At 63.1% G+C, this 19281-nt stretch carries 16 protein-coding genes and 1 pseudogene; 15 read left to right on the top strand and 2 right to left on the bottom strand.

Annotated features, from left to right (window positions below):
- Positions 1 to 18 precede the first annotated feature (18 nt).
- Positions 19 to 1314, top strand: coding sequence for an ABC transporter substrate-binding protein (locus BW737_RS07150; protein ID WP_086614133.1), 1296 nt, complete (start codon positions 19 to 21; stop codon positions 1312 to 1314).
- Positions 1315 to 1373: 59 nt separating this feature from the next.
- On the opposite strand, the gene BW737_RS07155 is transcribed toward BW737_RS07150, so the two are convergent.
- Complete coding sequence (locus BW737_RS07155) at positions 1374 to 2384, bottom strand: LacI family DNA-binding transcriptional regulator (protein ID WP_086614132.1); 1011 nt, start codon at positions 2382 to 2384, stop codon at positions 1374 to 1376.
- A gap of 138 nt (positions 2385 to 2522) precedes the next feature.
- On the opposite strand from BW737_RS07155, the gene BW737_RS07160 reads away from it, so the two are divergent.
- From BW737_RS07160 to BW737_RS16855, 9 genes and pseudogenes are all read left to right on the top strand, one after another.
- Positions 2523 to 3893, top strand: coding sequence for an ABC transporter substrate-binding protein (locus tag BW737_RS07160; RefSeq protein WP_086614131.1), 1371 nt, complete (start codon positions 2523 to 2525; stop codon positions 3891 to 3893).
- Positions 3894 to 3960: 67 nt separating this feature from the next.
- A complete protein-coding gene (locus BW737_RS07165) occupies positions 3961 to 4893 on the top strand; it encodes a carbohydrate ABC transporter permease (protein WP_218121289.1) in 933 nt (310 codons plus the stop codon).
- 1 nt (position 4894) lies between these two features.
- Positions 4895 to 5683: a carbohydrate ABC transporter permease gene (locus tag BW737_RS07170; protein ID WP_086614130.1), complete on the top strand. Its 789-nt coding sequence runs from the start codon at positions 4895 to 4897 to the stop codon at positions 5681 to 5683.
- Positions 5684 to 5748: 65 nt separating this feature from the next.
- Positions 5749 to 6093 (top strand): annotated as a pseudogene (locus tag BW737_RS19895) (Gfo/Idh/MocA family oxidoreductase); the annotation flags it as partial.
- Between the two features lie 137 nt (positions 6094 to 6230).
- A complete protein-coding gene (locus BW737_RS18090) occupies positions 6231 to 6830 on the top strand; it encodes a hypothetical protein (RefSeq protein WP_257210593.1) in 600 nt (199 codons plus the stop codon).
- A complete protein-coding gene (locus BW737_RS07180) occupies positions 6830 to 7201 on the top strand; it encodes a tautomerase family protein (RefSeq protein ID WP_143233317.1) in 372 nt (123 codons plus the stop codon). Before BW737_RS18090 ends, BW737_RS07180 begins: the two co-directional genes overlap by 1 nt.
- A 100-nt stretch (positions 7202 to 7301) precedes the next feature.
- Positions 7302 to 8042, top strand: coding sequence for an SDR family NAD(P)-dependent oxidoreductase (locus tag BW737_RS07185; RefSeq protein WP_086614128.1), 741 nt, complete (start codon positions 7302 to 7304; stop codon positions 8040 to 8042).
- 77 nt (positions 8043 to 8119) lie between these two features.
- Positions 8120 to 9202: an endo-1,4-beta-xylanase gene (locus BW737_RS07190; RefSeq protein ID WP_218961842.1), complete on the top strand. Its 1083-nt coding sequence runs from the start codon at positions 8120 to 8122 to the stop codon at positions 9200 to 9202.
- A gap of 43 nt (positions 9203 to 9245) precedes the next feature.
- Entirely contained in the window at positions 9246 to 9404 is a 159-nt protein-coding gene (locus tag BW737_RS16855) for a hypothetical protein (protein WP_218961843.1), read from the top strand.
- A gap of 103 nt (positions 9405 to 9507) precedes the next feature.
- On the opposite strand, the gene BW737_RS07195 is transcribed toward BW737_RS16855, so the two are convergent.
- The gene (locus tag BW737_RS07195; RefSeq protein WP_257210594.1) at positions 9508 to 10491 is read right to left on the bottom strand and encodes a LacI family DNA-binding transcriptional regulator; all 984 of its coding nucleotides are present in this window, start codon (positions 10489 to 10491) and stop codon (positions 9508 to 9510) included.
- Between the two features lie 462 nt (positions 10492 to 10953).
- Here BW737_RS07195 and BW737_RS07200 point away from each other — a divergent pair, with 462 nt between their 5' ends.
- The 5 genes from BW737_RS07200 (at position 10954) to BW737_RS07225 (ending at position 19269) form a co-directional block, all read left to right on the top strand.
- On the top strand, positions 10954 to 12258 hold the full coding sequence (locus BW737_RS07200) for an ABC transporter substrate-binding protein (RefSeq protein WP_086614126.1): 1305 nt from the start codon (positions 10954 to 10956) through the stop codon (positions 12256 to 12258).
- Positions 12259 to 12488: 230 nt separating this feature from the next.
- Positions 12489 to 13334 carry a carbohydrate ABC transporter permease gene (locus tag BW737_RS07205; RefSeq protein WP_257210595.1) on the top strand — a complete coding sequence of 282 codons (846 nt, stop codon included), beginning with the start codon at positions 12489 to 12491 and terminating at the stop codon, positions 13332 to 13334.
- 58 nt (positions 13335 to 13392) lie between these two features.
- A complete protein-coding gene (locus tag BW737_RS07210) occupies positions 13393 to 14139 on the top strand; it encodes a carbohydrate ABC transporter permease (protein WP_257210596.1) in 747 nt (248 codons plus the stop codon).
- Positions 14136 to 17189 carry a beta-galactosidase, LacZ type gene (gene lacZ / locus BW737_RS07215; RefSeq protein ID WP_086614124.1) on the top strand — a complete coding sequence of 1018 codons (3054 nt, stop codon included), beginning with the start codon at positions 14136 to 14138 and terminating at the stop codon, positions 17187 to 17189. The genes BW737_RS07210 and lacZ overlap by 4 nt, the downstream gene beginning before the upstream one ends.
- A gap of 163 nt (positions 17190 to 17352) precedes the next feature.
- Positions 17353 to 19269 (top strand): beta-galactosidase, encoded by a 1917-nt coding sequence (locus tag BW737_RS07225; protein ID WP_257210597.1) that lies wholly within the window; start codon positions 17353 to 17355, stop codon positions 19267 to 19269.
- Positions 19270 to 19281: the final 12 nt, after the last annotated feature.

Below are 19281 nucleotides of genomic sequence, written 5' to 3' on the forward strand. Positions count from 1 at the left end.
ACTACGGAGGTTTCCAAGATGAAGCAATCTGCGGGGCGCGGACGCCGCCTCGGAGCCGCCGCCGCGCTGGCTGCTTCGCTGGCGCTGACCGCATGCGGTGCGAACTCGGCCGACGGTGGGGAGGAGGTCACGCTGACCTTCTGGAACAACTCCACCACCCCCGCCTGGGCCGCGTACTGGGAGGAGGTGACTGCCGACTTCGAGGCCGCCCACGAAGGCGTGACCATCGATGTGGTGGCGATCTCCAACGAGGACATCGACGGCAAGCTGCAGACGGCGCTGGCCGGCGGGCAGGCCCCGGACCTCTTCGTCCAGCGCGGCGGCGGCAAGATGGCCGACATGGTTGAGGCGGGGCAGCTGCTCGACATCACGGATCTGGTGGACTCGGAGGTGCGCGAATCGGTGGCCGAGGGCACCTTTGCGCCCTACACCATCGATGGCTCCTTGTATGCGATGCCCACCTCCTTCCAGCCGGAGGGGATCTATTACTCGCAGGAGCTGTTCGACGCCGCCGGCATCACCGAGACGCCGACGACGATTGCGGAGCTTTCCGACGCGGTGGCCAAGCTGAAGGAGTCCGGCACTGCTCCAATCGCATTGGGCGCCAAGGACGCCTGGCCGGCCGCCCACTGGTACTACCAGTTCGTGCTGCGCGAGTGCAGTCAGGAAACGCTGGAGTCGTCGCTGGCGGAGTTGGAGTTCTCCGACCAGTGCTGGGTCGACGCCGGGGACGACCTGGCCGACTTCGCCGGCACCGAGCCCTTCAACAGCGGCTTCCTGACCACCTCCGCCCAGCAGGGCGCGGGTTCGTCCGCGGGGCTGGTGGCCAACCACCAGGCCGCCATGGAGCTCATGGGCACCTGGGATGTGGGTGTCATCGCCTCGCTGACGCCGGATGAGCAGCCGCTGCCCGATCTGGGCTGGTTCCCCTTCCCGGCCGTTGAGGGCGGCGAGGGCGACCCGACCGCCATCATGGGTGGCGTTGACGGCTACTCCTGCTCTGCTACGGCCCCGGCCGAGCTGTGCGCCGAGTTCCTCAACTTCATCATGACCAAGGACAACCAGGAGGCCTACGCCGAGGCCTTCGACATGCTGCCCGCCAACCGGGACGCCCAGGGGGTGATTGCGGCGGGGCCCCTGGCCGACGCCATGCAGGCGGGCAACGACGCCGCCTACTCGCAGGTGTGGCTGGACACGTCCCTGGGGCAGAACGTCGGCAACGCGCTCAACGTCGCGGTGGTCGACATGCTGGCGGGCAAGGGCGACGCCCAGGGCATTGTCGACGCCATGGCCGCCGCGGCGGCCAAGGAGTGACGGGGGTCCAGGCGCGGGCGAGTGCGCGGCGGCTCCCGTCCGGTCTGATGCCGCTCCGCTCAGTGGCGGGGCGCGGGCCCTGTCGATGAACGCACGACCAGGGTCGTGGCGAGTTCGATGTTCTGCGCCGGCGCGTGCGGATCCTCGGAGAGATCGATGACCATGCGCGTGGCCTCCTGCGCCATCTCGATCAGGGGCTGGTGGACGGTGGTCATGGGGGGCGAGACCCACTGGCACAGGTCCACGTCGTCGAAGCCGATGACGGAGATGTCTTCGGGGATTGCCAAGCCGGCGTCCTTGATCGCCCGGTAGCTGCCGTAGGCCTGCTCATCTGAGCCGTTGAGGATTGCCGTAGGCGGGTTGTCCAGGGCGAGCAGCCGCGGAGTGAGCCGGTAGCCGCCCTCGAACAGGGAGTTGCCGGTGACGACGAGCTCGGGGTCGTAGGGTATCTGGTGGCGGCTGAGGACGGAGCGGTAGGCGTCAAGACGGTCCTGGTGAGAGACGAGGTCCATCGGGCCGGTGATGTAGGCGATCCGGCGGTGACCGAGGGAGACCAGGTGCTCTGTGGCGTCCCGTGAGCCCGCCCAGTCCGTGGCCGCGACGGTGGGGATGTCACGGTGCTGGTGTCCTGACGGGTTGAGAAGGACCACCGGCATCTTCAGCTGGCGCATCTTGCGCTCGGTCACCTCGAGCAGTTCCGAGACGACGACGACCACTCCTGCGGAGCCGCGGGTGACCAGATGATCCACCCAGTGGGCTCCCCCGACGGGAGATCCGTGGGTCGCGGTGACCACGAGGTCCTTTCCTCTGCGGGCGGCCTCGGCCTGGGCGCCGGTGAGCAGCGCGGATGCCCACTGCGTGTCGAGCCCGGAGATCACGAAGTCGACCAGATGGCTCGGAGCCGGGCGGGTGGTGTGGCGGGGCTTGTAGCCGAGCGCCGACGCGAGCGCCTCGACCTCGCGGCGCGTCGTCTCTGAAACGCCGGGGCGGCCGTTGAGCACTTTCGAGACCGTCGGGACCGAGACCCCGGCCTGCCGGGCGATGGAGGCGATTGTGACCCGCTGGCTCATCGTCGGGGCTCCTCTCTTGACAGGACCAGCCGATGGAACTAGATTAGCGAGCCACGAAAGATAAAAGAAACTTTCGTGGCACTCGAAGGTGTGTGCAACCCTTCTTGGGGACAATGAGCTTGCTAGGAGGAAGGTGCAATGATGCACTACTCGCGAAACTTTCCCATGACTCGTCGATCCTTCGGCGGTCTAGCCGCAGCTATCGCCATCGCTGCCGGCATCGGCGCGTGCGGCGGCGGGCAGGAGCAACAGGGCTCGGCCACGGCCGGTGACATCACCTGGTGGGGCTGGACGCCGGACGCCGCCAACGCGGCTAAGATCATCGAGGCCTTCAACCAGGAGTTCCCCGATATTCACGTCGAGTTCGTCTCCAAGCCGATCGACTCCTACGACTCCGTGCTCAGCCCCGCAATCACCTCCAAGGACGGACCGGACGTCTTCAACGTCGCTCCTGGCTCTGCCAACGGCGGAGTCCAGACCTTCGAAGCCGGCGCCATCGACCTTACGGAGGCGGTGACCGCGGCGCTGGGCGACGACTGGAAGAGCAGGCTCGCCTCGATCGGGGTCGACGGACTCACCGTCGGCGACAAGCTGGTCGGCCTGTCCGCCGGCGCCGTGTACTCCGGCGGCCTGTGGGTCAACCAGGACCTCTTTGACGAGCACGGCCTCAAGCATCCGACCACTTTGGCCGAGTGGAAGTCGGTCTGCGAGGCCTTCCGAGCGGCGGGCGTCGGCGGCTTCGTTCAGGGCGCCGGCCAGCACGCCTTCGACATGGACACCTTCGAGGCGATCATGGAGAACATCAGGCCGGGCTCATATGTGGCGGCTGCGAAGGGGGAGATCCCGTTCAGCGACCCGATCTTCACCCAGGGCCTCGAGATTTGGCAGAGCCTCTTCGATGAGGGGATCATGCAGGATGGTGCGATCGGGCTCCAGCAGTACCCTGACGCCAACAACATGTTCATGTCCGGCAAGTACGCCATGATCATGATGGGGTCCTGGTACACGCAGTACGCGGTCAAGGACGCGATGGTGGCGGCCATGGAGGCCGCCGGGGTGTCCAACCCGGAGCCGTTCACGATCCTTCCGATCGACTTCCCGGACGTCGCGGGCACGGGCAATATCGGCGGCTACTTCGGTGACGCGGATTACGGTGTTGCCGTCAGCGGCATGTCTCAGCAGCAGGCCGCGGCCACCACCTTCGTCACCTGGCTGGCCGCCTCAAGTGCCGGTCAGCAGGCGATCGCCGACACTCTCAATGACATCCCCGCGCTTGAGGGAGTCACCCCCGACTGGGACGCCATCGACCTGGTCGACCCCGAGGTGCAGAAGGAATCCCTGCAGACGTACACGGAGCAGGCCGGCGGCAGCAGTGTCACGCGTTTCGCCGACGTCAGCGCGGATCTCAACAGCGCCTACCGGGACGGTCTGATCGGCCTTATCGCGGGGACGGTCACGATCGAGGAAGTGCTGTCCGCGCTACAGGCGGTTGTGGACTCGGAGAGGTGAGCGCAATGCCTGAGTTGCTTCCACAGCGGTCTCTCCAAGACGCGGCAGCGACGAGTGGAGAACCGCTATGACGGTCGTACGCCCCGCCCGGGCAAAGCGTGCTACCGGGACCGAGGCCGCGGCGCGGCGTGGCCTCGACATGCAGTCATGGGGCCTGCCCTGGATCCTGCCCGCGGCCGTCCTGGTCATCGGGCTCGTCTACTTCGCGATCGGGTACACGGGCTTCGTCTCCACGCTTGACTGGAACGGTTTCATCCTCTCCGCACCCGACTTCATAGGTGCGGGGAACTATGCCGAGCTCGTCGGCGACAACGTCTTCTGGGGAGCCCTGTGGCACACCCTGTACTTCTTCATCATCACCTTCACCGTGCAGACGGCCGTGGGGTTCATTCTGGCGGCGCTGCTGCATTCCAGGGTCCGCCTGGGTGCGGTGTACAAGGTGATCATCTTCGTGCCGACCGTCTTGGCCCCCGCGACCATGGCCCCGGTCTTCCGTCAGATCTTCGACGCCGATGGACAGCTCAACTGGCTCCTGCAGCACGTCGGGCTCGGCTGGCTGAGCCAGCCCTGGCTCGCCTCCCCGTCCACCGCGATGGGGGTGGTCATGGTGGTCACCGTCTGGCAGTGGACCGGCATGACCTTCATCCTCTACTACGCGGCGATGAGTCAGATAGACTCCGAGATACTCGAGGCCGCAAGGATCGACGGTGCCGGAGGCGTGCGAACCATGCGCTCGATCATCTGGCCGATGTGCAGGGGAACCACCGGCGCGCTGGCCATTCTCGGCCTCATCGGCGCCCTGAAGACCTTTGACGTGCCCTACCTCGTGACCAAGGGCGGACCGAACCACGGCACCGAGTTCCTCGGCACTTACATCTACCACACCATGGTGCAGGAGAAGCACTTCGGATATGCGGCTGCCGTCGCGGTGATCCTGCTTGTCCTCGCCATTGTCGGCGGAGTCTCCTCCAGCGTCCGCAGCAGAAAGGGGGCGAGCTGACATGTTCGACTCTCGTAGCCGACGCTCCAGGGTTCTGATCCAGGCTCTAGCCACGGTCTTGACCGTCCCCTTCCTGCTCCCGCTGATGGCGATGGTGCAGGGATCGTTCGCGGGCCGTGGCATCGGCAACTACCAGAAGGTCTTCGCGACCGGCGTCGTGCCGACTTACTTCAGGAACAGCGCCATCATCGCCGTCAGCGTGGTCGTGATCGTCTACGTGGTCACAATGCTCGCCGCCTTCGGTTTCTCCAAGCTCAGGTTCCGCGGCAAGGAGATCTGGTTCTGGGCGCTGCTGGCGGCGCTGACGATGCCCGAGGCCGTCCTGCTCACGCCGCTGTTCGTCATGGCCTCACGATTCGACCTCTACAACGAGTATGCGGCGGTCATTCTGCCTCTTGCGGCGCTGCAGACGCCCTTCACGGTCCTGCTCGCCCGCAATTACGTGGGCGGCATCCCCAACGAGCTCATGGAGGCGGGCAAAGTCGACGGAGCGAGCATCCTGCAGGTCTTCCGCCACGTCATCCTTCCACTGACACGGCCCATTGCCGCGACGATCGTCGTACTGACCTTCATCAACTCCTGGAACTCATATCTTCTGCCGATGCTCATGCTCAATGATCCGGGCAAACAGGTGGTCACGCTCCTGCCCTCGTTCTTCACGAGCCAGTACACCAACGACCAGACCGGAGTGCTCGCGGCCGCGGTAATCACGGCCGTGCCGGCCGTGATCGCCTACCTGTCCGCCCAGAAGTACTTCGAGCGGGGCATGGCGGCCGGCGCACTCAAGTAGTGGTCTCCTCATTGTCACATCCACCCAGGGCGCTGCTTCGCCCGCTGACACGAAAGCCGAGCAGTATGACAACATCATCGCCTCCCATCCGCTTCGCAGTAATCGGGGCCGGGTGGAGATCGGAGTTCTTCCTCCGCATTGCCGCCACAGTCCCCGAAGTCTTGAACTGCACCGGGGTACTGGCTCGCTCGGAGTCCTCCCGCTCCCGTATTCGCGACGGCTGGGACGTCCCGGTTGTCTCCGCCGTGGAGGATCTGCTAGCCACCGATCCGGAGTTCGTCATCGCCTGCGTCTCCTGGTCCTCGATGCCCGAGGTCGTCCGCGACCTCGTCGCTCGCGGCGTCAAGGTCCTCGCCGAGACCCCTCCGGCGCCGGACCTGGAGGGGCTACGGGCGCTATGGCACGACATCGGGTCCACGGGCCTCGTCCAGGTCGCAGAGCAATACCTGCGCATGCCCGGCCACGCAAGCCGCAAGGCCGTCGTGGACCGGGGTGTGATTGGGGCCCGACCTTCGTGGAGGTCGCCTCAACCCATATGTACCACTCGATGTCCCTTATCAGGAGCTTCCTCGGTGCCGGCATGGAGGAGGCAGTGGTCAACGCGCACCGGTTCACGGCGCCGCTGGTCGATCCGCTGTCCTTCTCCGGGTGGGAGTCCGATCCACATCCCAAGGAGGCGGCCACCACCATCGCCACGCTCGACTTCGGCGACGGACGCTGCGGCCTGTACCTGTTCACCGACAACCAGTGGTGGAACCCCCTGCTGTCGCGGAGAATCCTGGTGCGGGGCGAAAAGGGGGAGATTGTCGACGACAAGGTCGTGCGCCTGACAGATGAGGACGTCGTCTCGTCTCCTCTGAGCTATAGGCGGCTTGGAGTCGACATGAACCTCGAAGGCAACGAGCTCGCCGCCGTCGCCTTCGACGGGCAGATCGTCTATCGCAATCCCTGGCCGGGAAGCCGCTTCTCGGAGGACGACATCGCTGTCGCCTCCTTCCTCCTCGAGGTCGGCGCGTGGGCGCGCGGTGAGGGCCCGGAGCCCTACCCGCTTGCCGAGGCATGCCAGGACCACTACCTCGCCCTGGCCATTGAGGAATCCATCCAGAGGGGACGCAATGTTCGCGCAGCCAAGGAGGTGTGGGCCTGATGCCACTGGTCACTATCGAGCTCTCCGACGCACTGTCCCAGGAGACCCGCCGGAAGTACGCCGACGCCATTCATGAGGGCCTTGTCGAGGGCCTCGGAATGGACCGGGAGGACCGCTTCCAAGTAATCCACGCCCTGCCGAAGGAGCAGATCATCGCCCACCCCACCTATCTCGGTGGTCGGCGTGAGGACGTTGTCATCGTGCGCGTGCTCATGGTGCGGATGTACGGAGTCGAGCAGAAGCGCTCCATGCATCAGGCGGTCGCACGGCACCTGGAGGCCGCGGGCGCTCGACCGGACGACGTCTTCATCGCGGTGACCGAGAACCAGCTTGAGGACTGGTACCCGGGCGCGCGCGGGGAGCGTGGTTGACGCCCGGTCGCCGGGGCGGGACATCCGGCTGCTGTCCCCCTTCCGAATCCATGCTCGTCCGCACTCCCGGCGAGCCCGACATCTCACAGAAGGACAAACGATGGAACGTAGATTCGAGAATCAACTCGCGCTCGTCACCGGCGCCACCGCCGGCATCGGTTACGGCGTAGCGCGCCGCCTCATCGCGGAGGGCGCGGACGTCGTCGTAACCGGACGCCGCAGCGACATGCTCGCTCGGGCGCGCCGGGAACTCGGCGAGCACTGCCTGACCGTCCAGGGCGATGCCTCGAGCATGGAGGACCTCGACCGCCTCATGGGGCGTATCGCGGCCCTCGGGCGCCCGCTCGACGTCATCGTCGCCAATGCGGGCGGCGGCGGTGACCGGCCGCTGGCCGAGATGGACGAGGACACCTACGACCGGGTCATGGACCTGAACGTCAAGAGCGCCTACTTCACCGTCCGCAAGGCCCTGCCCCTCCTACGGGACGGCGCGCGGGTAGTCCTGCTGTCCTCCATCTCCGGCTCCAACGGCGACCCCGGACACTCGGTATACAACGCCTCCAAGGCCGCCGTGCGCTCGCTCGCGCGCACATTCACCGCCGAGCTGCGTGAGCGACGCATCCGGGTCAACACGGCCAGCCCGGGACCAACCATGTCCGAGGGCTTCGCCGCCTTCGTCGGCGGGCAGGAGGCCATCGACCGGATCACGAGCATGGTGCCCGTGGGCCACATCGCCTCGATCGATGAGACCGCCGCCGCGATCGTCTTCCTCGCCGCCGAGGACTCCGCCTACGTGGCCGGCGCGGAGCTGGTCATCGACGGCGGCATGAGCCAGATCTAAGACCCCACTGCGAATCCACCACTGTTTCCGCACACGATGAGTCTGTGCACGCGGACTCGCTACCACAGGAGCAAGCCTTGAACCACGTAAGTACCGTAACCGTCCCACCAGCCATGCGCCACCGCCTGTCCGAGCGCGTCATAGCCGTCACCGGGCCCGACGGGGCGCCGCTGGCGGACACAGACGTCGTCGTCGAGCAGACCCGGCACGAGCTGGGGATCGGCAACATCGGCTTCGACTTCGTCGCCGTCGCCAACGGGGAGGAGTCCAACGCGGACAGCCTGTTCGGCGGGGCCCGGCCCGAGCTGGCCGAGACCTTGACGGACCGCTTCTTCGACCTGTTCAACGTCACCACCCTGCCCTTCTACTGGCGCTCATTCGAGCCGGAGGAGGGACAGCCGCACACCGAGCGCCTGGTGGGCACCGCCCGCTGGATCCGCGCTCACGGGGCCGACGTCAAGGGGCACCCGCTGGCCTGGCACACCATGGCGCCGAAGTGGCTGCTGGGGCGCGACCCGGAGGAGGTCGAACGCATCCTGCGTGCCCGCATCACCCGCGACGCGGCCGGCTTCCGTGGCCTGGTGGACACCTGGGACGCCATCAACGAGGTGGTGATCATGCCCGTTTTCACCGCCGAGGACAACGCCATCACCCCGCTTGCCCAGCGCCTCGGCCGCGTGGGCATCGTGCGGCTCGCCTTCGAGACCGCCCGCGCCGCCAACCCCGACGCCTTCCTGCTGCTCAACGACTTCAACATGAGCGAGAAGTACGCCCAGCTGATCGAGGAGTGCCTGGAGGCCGGGGTGAAGATCGACGCGATCGGCCTGCAGTCGCATATGCATCAGGGCTACTGGGGCGAGGAGCGCACCCATGAGGTGCTCGAGCGCTTCAGCCGCTTCGGCCTGCCGCTGCACTTCACCGAGACCACGCTGGTCTCCGGCCACCTCATGCCGCCCGAGATCGTGGACCTGAACGACTACCAGGTCCCGCAGTGGCCCAGCACCCCGGAGGGCGAGGAGCGCCAGGCCGACGAGATCCGCCGCCACTACACCACGCTCGCCTCCCACCCCGCCGTCGAGGCGATCACCTACTGGGCTTCACCGACGACGGCGCCTGGCTGGGCGCCCCAGTCGGCTTCGCCCGCGCCGACGGCACCCTGAAGCCCAGCTACGCGGCCCTGCATGACCTGGTCAAGGGCCAGTGGTGGACGCCGCCCACGACTGTGCGCACCGACGCGAGGGACGGCTGCGCCTGTCCGGCTTCCGCGGCACCTACCGCATCACTGCCGCCGAGCACAGCGCCGAGATGAAGCTCGATGCGGCGGCGAACCAGGCGGAGGCGAGCGTTGCCCTTCCGAGGTGAGACGCTGTTATCGGGAAAACGAGTGTGAGTGGATTTACGGAGTGTAGGGCACAGACCTCGTGCCGGTGCACGTCTGTCTTGATAGCGTTCACGACAACGCCGGTCAGTGGGGAGGCGCCGCGGTCGAGGCCCGTGTGACGAGGTGCGCGGGCAGGAGATCTGCACCGGGTACGGTCTCGCCGGTGCGGATGATTCGCATGAGCCGATCGACGGCGGTGCGTCCGACGCTTGCGAAGTCCTGGTGCACAGTCGTCAACGGCACCGGCAACTGCGCGGCCAGCGGGATGTCGTCAAAGCCGACAACGGAGATATCGTCGGGCACGCGTAACCCGAACTCGGCGGCAGCGCGCATCAGCCCGACCGCCATCTCGTCGTTCGCGCAAAACACCGCTGTACAGTCTTGGTCACGCAGCAATGTGCGCGCGGCCGCGTATCCGGAGGCAGCCGTCCAGTCGCCGTAAACGGGCTCGGCTACCCGGCGGCCCGCCTGTACGAGGGTCCGACGCCACGCCCGAGCTCGCCGTACGGCTGAGTAGGAAACAGCCGGTCCTGCGAGGTGATGAACTGTGCGATGGCCAAGCGCGAGCAGGTGACCGACCGCTTCGCGGGTTGCGCCGTATTGGTCTGTGTCGACAACAGCATGGGTGTTCGCAAGCGTAGAGTCAACAATTACGAGGCTGTCATAATCGGGAACCACGAAGTCAGGGGCTTCCGGTGAAGCCTCGAGCATGAGAATTGCACCGTCGACGCTCAGTTCATCGAGCCGCTTGAACGCTCCGGCGAGTGAAGCGCCTGTGCGCGACCTTGGAGTGAACAGGGCTGTTGTGTAACCGATCTCGGAGACCGCATCGTTTACGGCGGCGAGGATCGAAAAGTTCCCAGTCGACACGATGTCGAACATGACCACGCCGATGGAGTGGAAGGAGCCGCGCTTGAGTGCCCGTGCCGCTGCGTTGGGGCGGTATCCGAGGTCCTTCATCGCGGTGCGTACGCGTTCGCGGGTGGCTTCGGTAACGCCCGGGTAGTCATTGGAAACCCGCGAGACTGTTTGAGCGGAAACGCCTGCGGCAGCAGCGACATCGGCCATGGAGGCTCGGTGCCGTCGTCGAGTGGTCATGTTGGGCTCCTTGCAGCGTCAGGCGGCAACGCAGGTGTGTCGACGTCCAGCGCCCACATCCGCCTGCGGCGGCGATCCCGAGATGAACTCGTGATTGTCTGTCGCCAATGTGCCGGTTGACACGCTCGAGTTGACGTCGCTAATCTTAGTCGCATCCTCGATGTTTGCGCAATCATCGCTGGTGTTGCGGGCAATGCCTGCTGGCGATGGTGTCATGCGTTGCCATCTGGGGGTCCCAACTCGGCCCAGCCGGGATCGGGTAACTCCACACAATTCCACGGTGGGTGACGCCGGAGGAACGAGCTATCGGCCCGGTTCGCGACTGCGCTTACCATTTGGCGGTTCTCTCATAGGCGAGGGGGCCGCAGGCTCGGCAGCGGGCATGACGACGTGCCGTGCGGCAAGAGCTAACAATGTCAAGAAGGAGAATCCATGACCCGCCTTTATAGCCGCCGTTCTGTCCTCGCGGGAGGCCTGGTGGCCGCCGGAACTCTCGGGTTGGCCGCGTGCGGCGGATCTGATTCGAGTGGTTCCGGTTCCGGCAACTCCAATACCCTCAAGGTATGGTGCTGGGACCCCGCTTTCAATATCTACGCGATGGAGGAGGCGGAGAAGGTCTATCAGGCGGATCATCCTGACTTCTCAATCGAGATAACCGAGATGGTCTGGGATGATCTTCAGCAAAAACTGACCACGCTCGCGCAGTCGCAGGACTTCGACCAGTTGCCGGACATCTTCCTCATGCAGAACATGGCGGGCATTAAGAACATCGTAAACTACCCCGACTTGTTCAGTGACTTTGCGGACTCGGATATTGACTTTTCAGAGTTTCCGGAGTCCGTAACCGCCTACTTCAACTATGAAGGCGTCCAGTATGGTCTCCCCTTTGACTCCGGTACGGCCGTCGGTGCTTGGCGCACAGACTTTCTTAAGGACGCCGGGTACACGATCGAGGACCTGACTAATATCACGTGGTCGCGCTTCATTGAAATCGGCAAGGATGTAAAGTCGAAGACTAACAAGCCAATGCTCGCCAGCCAGGCCGGTGCATCCGACCTCATCATGATGATGAACCAGTCGGCGGGGTCTTCTCTGTTCAACGACGACGGTACCGTTCACATCGCGGATAATGAAGAGTTGAAGGCTTGTGCAGAGATTTACAAGAAACTCGTCGATGAGGGGGTCCTGATCGAGGTTAACTCGTGGGATGAGTATGTTGCATCCTTTACGGGTGAGAGTGTTGTCGGCACAATCAACGGTATCTGGATCTCCGGGTCCATTCAAACCGCCACCGAGCAATCCGGTAAATGGGCGATGACCAACGTCCCCTCCGTAGACGGCGTGGCGGGGGCGACGAACTACACGGCTAACGGCGGATCGTCATGGGTAATCTCCTCCAACGCCAATTACGAACTCGCGGCGGACTTCCTCGCGGCTACGTTCGCTGGTTCCACCGACTTCTATGACACGATCCTGCCGTCTGCCGGGGCTGTGGCGAACTGGATTCCCGCCGGTGAATCCCCTGCCTATCAGGAGGGTGTCGACTTCTATGGCGGCCAGGCCGTCTACGCGGACGTCGTTGCGTACGGCGCTAAGGTTCCCACGGTTAACACCGGAGTCTATTACTACGAGGGTCGCGACGCAGTGTCCGCCGCATTGACACAGATCATCAATGGAACGGACATCGACAAGGCCCTTCAGAGCGCATCCGACACCACCGAATTTGCGATGGGCTGAACCTCCGACATCGTGTGGGTGTGGGGAGAGCAGCTGTCCCTCCCCACACCCAGGCTCGACTTTCAACCGAACACGTGGTCCCCGCATGGATCGCCTTCAATGAACGGAATATGAATGTGGCAGCAAGTGTGAGTCCGAGCGTTAGCCTCTGGAACAAGAGGAGAGGACGGTCGAAGCCGCCAAGGACTCGTCCTACGAAATCAGAGCGCAGGCGCAATCTAACAGGCTGGGTGTTTATCATCCCGGCCGCGTCGCTGATAACAATCATGAGCTTCTGGCCAATGGTCCGGGCTTTCTTGCTCTCGTTGCAGACTGGTCGCGGCTCGCGCATGAGCTACGCCGAACCTCTATGGATGAACTACCGGCGTCTACTGGGTGACGACACGTTCATTATGACCCTGAAGACGACGTTTATCTACCTTATCATCGAGGTGCCGATCATGCTCGGCTTGGCGCTGATCCTCGCGGTGCTGCTCAACAACCCGAACTTGCGCTTCAAGGGCCTGTATCGCACGGCGATTTTTCTACCATGCGCGGTGTCGCTGGTCTCATACTCCCTCGTCTTCCGCACACTGTTTGCCAATGAGGGGTTCGTCAATGACATGCTGCTGGGTCTCGGGATCATCGATAGCCCTGTCAACTGGCTCGGGCAGCCGGGAACCGCCCGCGCCGTCATAATCATAGGCCTTATTTGGCGCTGGACCGGCTATAACATGGTCTTTTACCTGGCGGGTCTGCAAAACATAGACCCCGCTACCATCGAGGCTGCTCGCATAGATGGCGCTAACGCGTGGCAGACCTTCTGGCACGTCACCGTGCCGCAGCTCAAGCCGATGATTCTCCTCACTGCAATCATGTCGACCAACGGAACGTTGCAGCTGTTCGACGAATCGTGGAACCTGACCCGAGGCGGACCCGCGTACACGTCGATGTCGATGTCGCACTATTTGTACGAGCTCTCGTTCCTCAAGAGCCCGAATTTCGGATATGCATCGGCACTATCCTATGTGATTCTTGTCCTGGTCGCGGTACTCGCGTTGATCCAGATGAAAGTTGGTGACAAGCGTGATGCGTAGGTCCACGCTCCGTAAGATTCCGGCATACCTCTTCCTGACGGTTGCAGCACTGTTGTCCGTGTTCCCGCTGTATTTTATGGTGGTCTCCTCCACAAACACCTCAAACGAGGTGCTTGCGTCGAAGATGACTTTCGGTGGGGGGCTCGTGACGAATTATCGTAGGTTGTTAGAGCTGTCAAACCTTTACCCGGCGATTGGGTATTCTGCAGCCATTGCACTGTTGACGACGTTGCTGGCCCTGGTGGTGTGCTCAATCGCCGGCTACGGATTTGAGGTCTATCATTCAAAAGGCAAGGATGTGGTTATGAGTATCCTGCTGTTGGCGATGATGATTCCATTCGCGGCCACGATGATTCCGTTGTTTCAGCTGTTTGGGAAGGTAGGCCTCGTTAACTCGTTGTGGGCGGTCATCCTGCCGACTATTTCGACGCCTTTCCTTATCCTGCTGTTCCGACAGGCCTCGCGCTCGTTTCCGCACGAGATCATTGAGGCTGCGCGGCTTGACGGGTTGAGTGAGATCGCGATCTTCTTCCGCATGTACATTCCGACGATGAAGGCGACTTACGCGGCCGCGGCGGTGGTCACCTTCATGAATGCGTGGAACAACTTCATGTGGCCGAAGGTGATTCTTGTCGACGTGCAGTACCAGACGATGCCGATGCTAGTCTCCAACTTGGCCGGCGGCTACGTGACCGACTACGGGGTGCTAATGCTTGCGGTGTTGATTGCGTCGCTACCTGCGATGGTGGTTTTCCTGGTACTGCAGCGCTCGTTCGCCAACGGAATTATGGGGTCGGTTAAGTGAACATCGGCGTCAATGATCTTGCGAATCCGGGATTTTTCGCCCACAACAGGTTGCCCGCGCACTCAGATCATCTCTGGTACGCCAACGCGGCCGAGATTGCGTCGGGACGGTCTTCGTTTCAGGTGAGTCTGGATGGAGTTTGGAAGTTCTCCTATGCCAAGAGTCCTTCCGCCGCATTCGAGGGCTTCCAGAGCCCGGACTGGGACGTTGCCGAGTGGGACGACATTCCGGTGCCGTCGCATATTCAACTTCACGGCTATGATGTGCCGCAATATGTCAACGTCCAGTATCCGTGGGACGGACACGAACAGATCAACCCGGGGCAAGTTCCGACGGCGTATAACCCGACGGGCTCCTACGTTCGATCGTTCGCCCTCCCCGAGGCTTTGCCGGCAGGCGAGCGCTTGATACTACGGCTCGAGGGCGTTGAGTCCGCGGTTGTCGTGTGGGTCAATGGCACTTACATCGGATACGCGGAGGGATCTTTTACGCCCAGCGAGTTTGATATCACCGGGCAGGTGCACGCCGGTGTGAACCGTCTCGCCCTCAGGGTGTATAAGTGGTGCTCGGGATCGTGGCTCGAGGATCAGGACTTCTATCGATTCTCCGGCATTTTCCGGTCCGTGTACCTACGACGCGTGCCTACAACCCATGTGGCGGACCTGCGTGTAGGCGTTGATGTCAGTGATGACCTGGCCAATGCGGTTGTGACTCTACGCACTCGCCTCGAAGGTAGTGGCTCGGTGCGTGCGGTTCTAGGCGGGGTCGGCGAACTCACAGCTGACGGTGATGGACTGTTGCGGATTGCGGTGGACGAACCGCGCCTTTGGAGCAGCGAGGATCCCTATCTGTATGACCTTACGATCGAGGTTGCAGGCCCAGGGGGAGAAGTTATGGAGGTCATCCCCCAACGGGTTGGTATCCGCCGCTTCGGTATTGAAGATGGCGTTCTTAAGATCAATGGGCGGAGGCTGGTTTTTAAGGGCGTGAACCGGCACGAGTTCGGTGAGCAGGGGCGGGTCGTGACGCGCGAGCGCACGGAACTGGATCTCATTAGCCTCAAGCGTGCGAATGTAAATGCGATCCGTACGAGCCATTACCCCAATAACTCATTCTTCTATGAACTTGCGGACGAGTACGGTTTCTACGTGATCGATGAGGTGAATCTTGAGTCCCATGGAGTGTGGGATGCGATACTGCGCGACGATGCGAGTAAGTCAGCAGTCGTCCCCGGTGACAAGCCGGAGTGGCGCGATGTCGTGATTGATCGCGCCAGCGATATGTATGAGCGCGACAAGAACCACCCGTCCATCGTCATGTGGTCGTGCGGTAACGAGTCATACGGCGGTGAGAATATCGCCGCCATGGCGGCGTATTTCCGTGCGAAGGATTCGCGTCCGGTCCATTATGAGGGGATCTACTGGGATGATCGCCGTCCTGATACCTCCGATGTCGTTTCGCGGATGTATGCCCCTGCCGCGGAAATTGAGTCGCTGCTCGCGGTGCGGCGCGATAAGCCGGTCATATTGTGCGAGTATGCGCACGCTATGGGCAACTCCTTCGGCGGTGCCGACATTTACATGGACCTGGCAGAGCGTGAACCGCTGTTCCAGGGCGGTTTCATCTGGGACTTCGCGGACCAGGCGATTCGCTTGACTGCTCCTGGTGGCGCAGAATACTGGGGGTATGGCGGTGATAATGGTGAGTCCCCGCACGACGGTGATTTCTGCGGTAACGGAATTTACTACGCCGATCACTCTGAGTCCCCCAAGATTCAGGAGGTTCGGCATCTATTTCAGGGGTTACGGGCGGACGTCGACCGCGATTCCTTCACGGTAAAGAACCGGCTCCTGTTCACCTCCTCGGCGGCATATGAGTGCGTGGTCACGCTTGAACGCGAAGGTGTCGAAGTCGCGTCCGCGACTACAGCGACGGATGTAGCTCCTGGCGACAGTGCCACTTACCCGTTGCCGCTCACGTTGCCGGACGGCGTGGCCGGCACCGGCGGAGAATACGTCGTCACCATTTCGTTCCGGCTGCGGGAACGTACAGCATGGGCCGAAGCGGGCCGGACGGTGGCTTGGGATCAGGGCGTGTTCATGGTCGCACCTGTGGAAGTGCGCCCCGTATTCGCGGTTGCCGGGAGTCCGAGTCTCCGGCCAGTGCTGGTTCGTGGGCGGCATAACATCGGTGTACGCGGTGAGTCGTTCGAGGTTCTCTTTTCGGGGCTCGCTGGCGCACTCACCTCTTACCGCTACGGCAAGACTCAGGCAGGGGGCCGCGAACTGTTACGCGCACCCATCACACCGTGTTTCTGGCACGCTCCGACCGCCAATGAGCGCGGCTACGGCGGCCCCTATGAAGAGGGAGGCTGGCACCTCGCCTCGCGCTACCTGCGCCCGGCCGACAATAGCGAGTGGCCGGCCGCGGTGGTTGAGGAGACGGGGACGACAGTCACGGTATCGTTCGTGTACGCGCTTGTCGGTATGCCCGGCTCGACCTGCGAGATGCGTTACCGCGTCTTCGGGGACGGTACGGTTGAGGTCACCGAGGTCCTCGAGCGCGGCAGCAGCACTCCGTCTCTACCCGAACTGTCTGCGCTCATTCAATTACCAGGGGCAATGAATCGGCTGACGTTCTACGGCGAAGGCCCGGAGGAGACCTATGTCGACCGCCGCGGCGGCGGCCGTCTCGGGGTCTATTCCAGCACAGTAGCCGAACAAATGGCCGGTTATCTCACTCCTCAGGAGTGCGGATCCCATACGGGTGTCCGTTGGGCCCGGATCACCGACCGCCGCGGACGTGGCATCCTGGTCTCAGCCCCGGCTGACGGTGCGATCGAACTTTCTGCGCTCCCGTGGACACCCTTCGAGATCGAGGACGCAGCGCACGACTTCGAGCTGCCACTGACAGACCGCACGACGGTCCGGCCAGCTTTGATGCGTCGCGGAGTGGCCGGCGACGACTCATGGGGTGCCCGCCCCAAGCCCCAACACATGTTGCCCGATGGCCGCCTCGAGCACCGCTTTTCATTCAGGGGTGTGCTGTGAGTGGGAACAGTTCATCACGCGCCCCGCGTCGGCCAACCAGGGGAGGAACGATCCACTATGGTGCCGATTACAACCCCGAGCAGTGGCCTCCCGAGGTGTGGGACGAAGACATCGTCCTGATGCAGGAGGCCGGGGTCACGGTGGTCACCCTTGCCGTCTTTTCGTGGGCGCGCTTGCAGCAAGGGAAGACGAGTGGGACTTCGACTGGTTGGACGACATCATCGGCCGCCTTGCCACGGCCGGTATCGACATCGACCTGGCCACCTCGACGGCGTCGCCGCCCGCCTGGCTGACTCGCAAGCACCCAGAGATATTGCCAATCACGCGTGTTGGGGAAGTAGTCAACCAGGGGGGACGACAGCACTGGCGTCCTACTTCACCGGTGTTTCGGCGCTACGCTCTCGAGGTGACTCGCCAACTTGCAACTCGTTACGGTAGGCACCCCGCCGTTGTCGCCTGGCACGTCAATAACGAGTTGGGTGGGGCTAATGTGTTCGACCATTCCGACGATGCGACAGCGGCATTCCGTGAGTGGCTAAGAAGGAGGTACGGAGACCTCGATGCGTTGAACAAGTCCTGGGGGACTGCGTTTTGGTCGCAGCATTATTCCGAGTGGAGCGAGATTCTGACCCCCGTGCGTGCCGGCGCCCAGAACAACCCCGGTCAGGTGCTCGATTTTCGGCGGTTCAGCGGCGATGCCCTACGTGACCACCTCGCTGCCGAGACCGCAGTTCTTCGTGAGCTCAGTCCCGGTGTCCCAGTGACGACCAACTTCATGGTCGCCGCGAACTACAAGGACATCGACTATTCTGCCTGGGCGGAAGACGTCGACTTCATCTCCAACGATCACTACCTCATGCCAGGCGAAGGCATGATCGATGAGTTGGCCTTCTCTGCATCCGCTACAAGCGCTCTTGCCGATCACCGATCATGGTGGTTGATGGAGCACGCAACCAGTGCCGTTAACTGGCGCCGTGTTAACACTGCGAAACGACCGGGGCAGCTCGAGCGAGATGCCCTGACTCACCTTGGGCACGGCGCCGACGCCATTTGCTACTTCCAATGGCGTGCATCAGATGCTGGGGGTGAGCGGTTCCACTCGGCGATGGTTCCGCATGCTGGACGCAATTCGCGGGTTTATCGGGAGGTCGTCGCTTTGGGGGAGGACCTTCGCGCTCTCCGCGACGTTGCTGGGACAGCTAGCCTGCCTGCCGGAGTGGGTCTCGTTTTTGACTATGAATCATGGTTCGTGCTGCGCGGCGACTCCTTACCGTCATCCGGGTGGGAGTACCGGGAAGAGCTTGTGCGCTGGTACTCGCGACTGCTGGATCTCGGCGTGCGAGTCGATGTCATTAATCCGCGTAACGACCTCGGCCACTACGATCTGCTTGTTGCTCCACTTCTGCACCTCGTCCCGCTATCGCTCGCTGCGCGGCTGCAAGATGCCGTTGAGAACGGTACCCACCTGGTGACGACGTACTTCTCCGGTATTGCCGATGAGCACGCGCGCGTATACCTAGGCGGCTATCCGGGTGCACTGCGCGACTTGCTCGGTGTGCGTGTGGACGAGTTCCGCCCGCTTCTACCCGTGGACACCGTCGATATTACTGACCGCGAGGGTAAGACCACCCATGCGGGAACATGGTGCGAAAACGTATCGGTAACCTGTGACAACGTCGCCGTCCTGCGGTCCTATGCTGCCACCGATGCCAACGCACTCGCTGGCATCGAGGCCGGCGGAGCCGCAGTCACGCGCCGCCAGGTAGGGGAAGGATCAGCAACGTATGTGTCTACGAAGTTGTCTGATGAGGCGTTGAGGGAGTTACTGGGTGAGCTGGCGCACGCTGCGGGTGTCTCACCCGATCTGCCGGAGCCTCTTCGGGGAGAGGCGGTCGCTGCTGTGCGGCGCGGAGAAGGCGCGGACTACTGGACACTTACCTCGCGTGGACATGGGGATCTTGATATTGATGTAGCAGCGTCACTTGGCGGTGAACTGCTCGTTGGAGGACCAAGACTCAGCCGTGACGAGGCGGTTGTAGTCAAGGTTCCGCGAGACGCACCAGGTTCACGAGCAAGGTGACGTTGGCGTCGG

The organism is Actinomyces ruminis (assembly GCF_002154335.2).
Classification (GTDB): domain Bacteria; phylum Actinomycetota; class Actinomycetes; order Actinomycetales; family Actinomycetaceae; genus Actinomyces; species Actinomyces ruminis.

What these genes read in the sequence shown, in the direction of transcription:
- BW737_RS07150 (WP_086614133.1), top strand. Translation starts at nt 19, where the DNA reads ATGAAGCAATCTGCGGGGCGCGGACGCCGCCTCGGAGCCGCCGCCGCG.
- BW737_RS07155 (WP_086614132.1), bottom strand. Translation starts at nt 2,384, where the DNA reads ATGAGCCAGCGGGTCACAATCGCCTCCATCGCCCGGCAGGCCGGGGTC.
- BW737_RS07160 (WP_086614131.1), top strand. Translation starts at nt 2,523, where the DNA reads ATGATGCACTACTCGCGAAACTTTCCCATGACTCGTCGATCCTTCGGC.
- BW737_RS07165 (WP_218121289.1), top strand. Translation starts at nt 3,961, where the DNA reads ATGACGGTCGTACGCCCCGCCCGGGCAAAGCGTGCTACCGGGACCGAG.
- BW737_RS07170 (WP_086614130.1), top strand. Translation starts at nt 4,895, where the DNA reads ATGTTCGACTCTCGTAGCCGACGCTCCAGGGTTCTGATCCAGGCTCTA.
- BW737_RS18090 (WP_257210593.1), top strand. Translation starts at nt 6,231, where the DNA reads ATGTCCCTTATCAGGAGCTTCCTCGGTGCCGGCATGGAGGAGGCAGTG.
- BW737_RS07180 (WP_143233317.1), top strand. Translation starts at nt 6,830, where the DNA reads ATGCCACTGGTCACTATCGAGCTCTCCGACGCACTGTCCCAGGAGACC.
- BW737_RS07185 (WP_086614128.1), top strand. Translation starts at nt 7,302, where the DNA reads ATGGAACGTAGATTCGAGAATCAACTCGCGCTCGTCACCGGCGCCACC.
- BW737_RS07195 (WP_257210594.1), bottom strand. Translation starts at nt 10,491, where the DNA reads ATGGCCGATGTCGCTGCTGCCGCAGGCGTTTCCGCTCAAACAGTCTCG.
- BW737_RS07200 (WP_086614126.1), top strand. Translation starts at nt 10,954, where the DNA reads ATGACCCGCCTTTATAGCCGCCGTTCTGTCCTCGCGGGAGGCCTGGTG.